The sequence below is a fragment of the Nioella ostreopsis genome (genome assembly GCF_004000255.1).
GTDB lineage: Bacteria > Pseudomonadota > Alphaproteobacteria > Rhodobacterales > Rhodobacteraceae > Nioella > Nioella ostreopsis.
In genome coordinates, this window is record NZ_RCIQ01000049.1 from 1 (window position 1) to 5917 (window position 5917).

Below are 5917 nucleotides of genomic sequence, written 5' to 3' on the forward strand. Positions count from 1 at the left end.
CGTTGTTTTTCCACAGAATCGGCGGAGAGCCGTCATTCGGCGCGGTTGCAAAAAATTTTCGCTATGGATGGAAGCGGACGTTCAGTGGGCACCGTTCCCTTGTTCCATACCGCTTCGCCGCAGGGCGGCCAGAAAACCCTCAGTAAACGGACAGGCGGTGCCTCTCACAACGCACAGTCGCCTTGTGGACCCTTGACTTGGTGATCACCCCGATCGCGTATGCGCGGAGGTCAGATCGCGGGTGAATGCCTTTATCAGGTCGGTCTCGTCGGCGATGTAGGGCATGCCGTTGGTCTCGAGAAGGTCGTGAAACCAGATAGAGGGATCCGCCTGCCCTCCATGTGCTGTGACCAGTTCGGCAGGCCACGGCAGGTGTGTCTGGGTGCGACCTTTGACCAGTCCCCATTGGAAACACCCCACACCGCGTTCGTTGAACAACTCCAGTTGATTTTCAATTCGGCTGCCGATCGGGCGGGCTAGCCATTCAGTACAGAACATTGGGCGCTTCTGCGCTTTCAAATGGTCTATGAAGTCGCCCACATGCGTCGCGTCCCAATAGGCGTGGAACGTTGTGATATCGGACAGGTCCAGTGCCGTCTGGTCGATTTCGGTCTGGTATGGCGCGTCTGCCGAGCCGGGCAGAGGTGTCGTCCAAGCGCCCACGGTCAACGGCTGTTCCGGTGTCTCATCACGCGCCCATTCGAAGCAGGCCCGCATCAGCGCGAGGCTCTCGGTAGAGAAATCCGGCTCATATTCACGCGCGCCGGCGGCAGAGAAGATCATTCGGTTTCCGGGCTCGTTGTAGAGATCCCAGAACAACACTCGGACGTCATCGCGAAAGGCGCGGATGATGCCGCGCAGGTAGGATTCAAAGCCGGGCCAGCGGGTGTGGTCCTGTAGTGCCAGCCGTCCTGGGCTAGCTACGGCGCGGCTGTTATGAACGCCGGGAACCGGATCCGGTTGTGCGCCGTAGACGGGCTCTGCCCCGCCGAAACCGCAATCGTCGAAGAGACATGGGACTGTTGCGATGCCATTCCGATCGGCCACGCCCATCAGCCAGTCGAGCCGATCCAGCAGGCCTTGGGCATCATGTTGCCACACCAGGGCGTGCAGGTTGACCCGAACCGCATTGAAACCGATCTCACCGGCCCATCCCAGTTCGCGTTCAATCGTTTTTCTGTCAAAGCTGTCGGGGTGCCACATTTCCAGAAAGTTTACCGCCGATGAGGGCAGGAAATTGAACCCGCAGATCCAAGGCTTTCTGGACCACCAGCTATTGGCGTCCGATTGTGTCCAACGGGTCATATGCGGCCTCGACTTAGTAAAGGCGGCCCGCCCCCGTGCACCGGGGACGGGCCTGATTATGATCTTAGCGGTCCAGAAGATCCTGAACTTCGGCTTGGGCATCGGCCAGCGCGTCATCAACCGACTTGCCTGTCAGCCAGATGGCCTGCAGCTCTCGGTTCAAGACGTCCTGAATGGCGCCATAGTTTGCCGAAGGGGGCGTGTCCCGCGCGATAGCTGCAGTGCCTGAATATTCGGAACGGTGAGGCAGGTTTGCATAGGCCTCGGATTCCAGAACCGAATTGCGGACCGCCATGTGGCCTGTGCGCGCCCAGTCAATGTTGTGGTCATTGATGAAGGCCAGAACCTGCAACGCCGCCTGATACTCCGCCTCGTTGTCCTGCAAAGACGAGGGGATAGCCCACATGTGGCTGTCAGCCCAGGTTGCACCCTGATCGAAGAGCGTGGGGAAATCCGCAACATAGTAGTTTGACAGCGCGACGTCCTCGTTTGCGGCCTCTGCGGTGTAGAAGTCCACGACCCAGGTTCCGTTCACAAGGATCGCAGCTTCTCCGTTCAGGAAAGCCTGTTGACTGTCGGCATAATTCAGCTGCGGATTTGCAAGGCCCGCATCAAAAAGTTGCGTGATCGCAGTCACGGAATTCCGTGCGGCTTCGGTGTCGATCGTTGCAGTATCGCCGTCGAAGATATTGGCGTCCTGCTGCCACATCAGAGCCAGCACCAAACGTACGCCGATCGGAAACTGGGCAAAGTCGGCAGCTAGATAGTCCAGCCCGGTGGCGTCATGCATCATCTGCGCATGTTCCAGCAGTTCCTCGGGTGAGGACGGCAGAATCGGCGCGCCATTGTCATCGACAAGCCCGGCCGCAGTCATCAGATCCATGTTCACGTGCCAAAGGTTCGCGTGGAAATCCATCGGAACGCCATAGATGCCGCCGTTGTAGCTGACAGCATCCAGCGCGGCGGGAGCCCAGTCAGTCACGTCAATCCCTGCGGCAGCAAGGTCATCCGACAGATCAGCAAGTGCACCGAGACCGGCGAACTGGGGAATCCTGTGACGATGCAGCACGTGGATGTCTGGGGGGGTGCCGCCGGCATAGGCAGCAATAATCTGGTCATAGTAATTGCCCCAGTCCGTTGGCAGCGTGTCAACAGTGACACCATCAATCTCAGCCGAGGCGGCATTGATGATCGACTGGATGATACAAGCCTCGCCTACGCTGACGCTGGTATCGGTCCCCGCATCTTCGCAAGCGCCGAAGAAGCGGCCAAGCGTAAGCTCCTGCGCAGACGCGCCTGTGACGGCGGCTGTGGCCAATGCCGCCCCTATCAAGATATGTTTCATGGGTCTCCTCCCGGTTTTTCTGGTTGGGGTTTTTCCCCGGTGTCATCCCTTGCTTCCGCCCACAGTCATGGCTTGCACCACGTAGCGCTGGAAGATCAGGAACAGGATCACGACCGGAAGCGAGGCGATAACTCCAGAGGCCATGACACGGCCAAGCCCTTCCGATTGCGCGAAATTCGACTGGATGCTGGCCAGCCCAAGGGTGATGGTGAAGTAGTCGCGGCTTTGTGCCGAGACGAGCGGCCAGAGGTAATCATTCCAAGCGTAAAGGAACGTCAGGATCGCCAAAGTCATCATCGCGGGCCGTGCCAGGGGCAGCATGATATAGCGAAAGATCTGCAACCAACCGACACCGTCCAGACGAGCTGCTTCCTCGATATCGTTCGGGATCGCCCGAAAGAATTGCATCATCAGAAATACGCCGATCGGCACCGCCATGCGCGGCAGGATCAGGGCGTGATAGCTGTTGTGCCAGCCAAGATCGGCGAACATCGTGTAAAGCGGGATGAACACCGCCTGTTCAGGCACCATCAGCCCGATCAGGCACAGAATCATGACTGGGGTCTTGAAGCGAAAGTCCAATCGCGCCAGCGCGTAGCCCGCCGTGGTGGACACCGCCAGCACCCCAAGGGTCATGCCAAGCGCCACGATTACCGAGTTCAGGAACCACCAAGGGGTTTGACCGAAGGCAAAAAGGGCCTCGTAATTGTCAGTTGTGAAGGGGATCGGAACAAGTCCCAGCGCGGTGGATGACGTTGTGCGTGCAAGAACGTCATTGGGCTGGAAGGATAGCGACACCATCCAGATTGTTGGCACCAACCACAGGAAAGCTGGGATCGCCAGCGCTGTCACCAGCCAGGAATAGCCTTTGCTTGGCATCAGTTTTCTTCCTCCCGTCCGATGATGAACTGAAGGATCGAAAACGAGCCCATGATGACGAAGAGAAACACCGCCATGGCCGACGCGCGCCCAAGCTCGCTGTCGCGAAAGGCCGTCTGATAGACATAGCGCACCAGCACTTGGGTGGTGTCGTTCGGCCCCCCGTTGGTCATCAGGTGCGATTGGCCGAAAACCTGAAAATGCAGGATGATCTGCAAGACGATCACCAGCGTAATGGTGCGTTTGAGGTTGGGCAGGGTAATGTACCAAAAGGCACGCACGCCCGTTGCATTGTCCAGCGCACCGGCCTCGTAAAGGTCGCGGCTGATGTCTTGCAAACCAGCCAGAAACAGGATCATGGCAATACCAAGCGACCACCAGATCGTAGTGATGACGATGGCCACCATGGCAAACCGTTCATCCGTCAGCCACACGATGGGCGAGCCGCCAAACGCTTCGGTGATATTCGCGATCAGCCCCTGTCTGGGGGAAAACATGATCTGCCAGATCAACGTGACAACCGTCACAGACAATACCTGGCTGAGGAAAAACAGGGTGCGCAGCACCGACATGGCCCGCGTTTCCCGGTTTAGCGCTGCGGCCAGTACCAAGGATGACAGCGTGACGCCTGGTACGGTCCAGCCGACGAACAAGATTGTGTTTCCAACCGTTGGCCAGAACCGGCGGTCATACCAGCGCCCTCCTTCACCGGGGTGGAAGCCGGGAAGGACAAAGAGCAGCACAGCCGCCAGCCCAAGGGCTATGGCGGTCGCGCGGCTGGCCCGGTTCGTCCAGTAAAGGAAGGCGCTGAACCCGAACCCGATCATGCCTGTGATCTGGAGGGCCGGATTTGCAAGGGCGGCCCATTCGATGTTCCGCCCCCATAGAATTCGTTCGTAGTTGCGCAGCCCGACGAATTCGCGGGCATCGGGGTTGAATGCCACCGCCAGCAGATTCCAGTCGTGCAGGCTGATCCAAATGCCTCGGAAGAACGGGTAGACCAGAAAGGCACCATAGACCGTCAAGAAGGGCAGCAGCAGGAGCCAGGCAGCTTGCGCCTGGCTCAGATGATTGCGTTGTCGCCCCCCGATTGCCACCGAATGCCTCCCAACATATCGATTCTTACTTCTGCTAATATTATTAGCAATATTTATTAGCAAAGCGCAAGTAGCTATGATGCCACCATGGCAAACGGCAAGAATCCCCAATCTTCGCGGATCACAATGAAAGATGTCGCGCTTCGCGCGGGTGTTTCACAATCCACGGTTTCTTTCGTTCTAAACGGGATGGAGGGCATGCGTATCAGTGCCGAAACGCGAAACCGTGTGATGAGGGCCGTGACTGAGCTTGGCTATCGACCACGATCCGCAGGACGTCCGCCTGCCTCGACCGGGATGCGGGTGATCGGGGTGATGTTCGATGAAATCGCCACCAGCCCCTTTGCTTCGATTTCCATTGAAGGTGTCCAGGAAGAAGCCTGGAAAGAGGATGTGCTGGTCGAAGTTGTGATGACCGGTGGCGACAAGGGCTATGAGGCCGCTATCTTGCGAAAATGGGCCGCCGACCGCGTAGAAGGCGTGATTTACGGCTCGATCCTGACGCGCAAGGTGAGGCCGCCTGATGCGCTTGCCAAGCATCGTTCCGTGCTGCTCAACTGCTATGATCCCGAAAAACGCTTTGCGTCGATCGTTCCGGCAGAGCGTCGCGGAGGAGAAATGGCAACTCGTTTTCTGTTGGATGCGGGACATCGCAGCATCGCCTTCATCTCGGGTGAGCCCTGGATGGAAGCTTCCGATCAGCGGATGGAGGGCTACGAACGGGCACTCCGACAGGCCGGACACCCGGTGGATCCTTCACTGATCGTTGAGGGAAACTTCCTGCCGTCCGGTGGGCGAGAAGCCACGCTTCGCCTAATGAAGGGAGCGATCCGCCCCGATGCGATTTTCTGCGCCAACGATCTGATGGCTGTGGGCTGCTACGAGGCCCTTAAGGAACTGGGTGAACAGATTGGCAGGAGTATCGCTGTCATGGGTTATGACGACCAGGAAATCGCCCAACATCTGTTCCCGGCTTTGTCCACGGTGCTGTTACCTCACAGGGAAATGGGGCAATGGTGCGCTTCATTCTTGTTGGAGGGGTCTTGGGATGCCAGTCGGCAAGAGCGTCTGGAATGCCCCGTTGTGCCCAGAGCGTCTCACCTGATGATAAAAACTTAGACCAGACCATTCGAGAGGGGCGGAATGTGGCACCCAAGCTGTGAATTGGCTCCGTGTTCCGGCCATTGCCACCCGATTTTGCCTGTGTTCGCTGTGAAAGACTGCACTAACGGGCTGCAATGCAGCGTGACAGCGTACTTGTAGAGGTCCGCTTCCCGCCGATTCTGTGGAA

At 58.1% G+C, this 5917-nt stretch carries 5 protein-coding genes; 1 reads left to right on the forward strand and 4 read right to left on the reverse strand.

All coding sequences use genetic code 11. The features are described 5' to 3' along the window. Positions 1–204 precede the first annotated feature (204 nt). The 4 genes from EP237_RS22495 to EP237_RS22510 form a co-directional block, all read right to left on the reverse strand. Positions 205–1203: a glycoside hydrolase 5 family protein gene (locus tag EP237_RS22495; protein ID WP_206052346.1), complete on the reverse strand. Its 999-nt coding sequence runs from the start codon at positions 1201–1203 to the stop codon at positions 205–207. 166 nt (positions 1204–1369) lie between these two features. Then, positions 1370–2650 carry an extracellular solute-binding protein gene (locus EP237_RS22500; RefSeq protein WP_127563059.1) on the reverse strand — a complete coding sequence of 427 codons (1281 nt, stop codon included), beginning with the start codon at positions 2648–2650 and terminating at the stop codon, positions 1370–1372. Positions 2651–2692: 42 nt separating this feature from the next. After that, positions 2693–3529: a carbohydrate ABC transporter permease gene (locus tag EP237_RS22505; protein ID WP_127563060.1), complete on the reverse strand. Its 837-nt coding sequence runs from the start codon at positions 3527–3529 to the stop codon at positions 2693–2695. Beyond that, positions 3529–4626, reverse strand: a complete 1098-nt coding sequence (locus tag EP237_RS22510) for a carbohydrate ABC transporter permease (protein ID WP_206052347.1) — start codon at positions 4624–4626, stop codon at positions 3529–3531. The genes EP237_RS22505 and EP237_RS22510 overlap by 1 nt, the downstream gene beginning before the upstream one ends. 87 nt (positions 4627–4713) lie before the next feature. Here EP237_RS22510 and EP237_RS22515 point away from each other — a divergent pair, with 87 nt between their 5' ends. Further along, the gene (locus EP237_RS22515) at positions 4714–5745 is read left to right on the forward strand and encodes a LacI family DNA-binding transcriptional regulator (protein WP_127563061.1); all 1032 of its coding nucleotides are present in this window, start codon (positions 4714–4716) and stop codon (positions 5743–5745) included. Positions 5746–5917 lie beyond the last annotated feature (172 nt).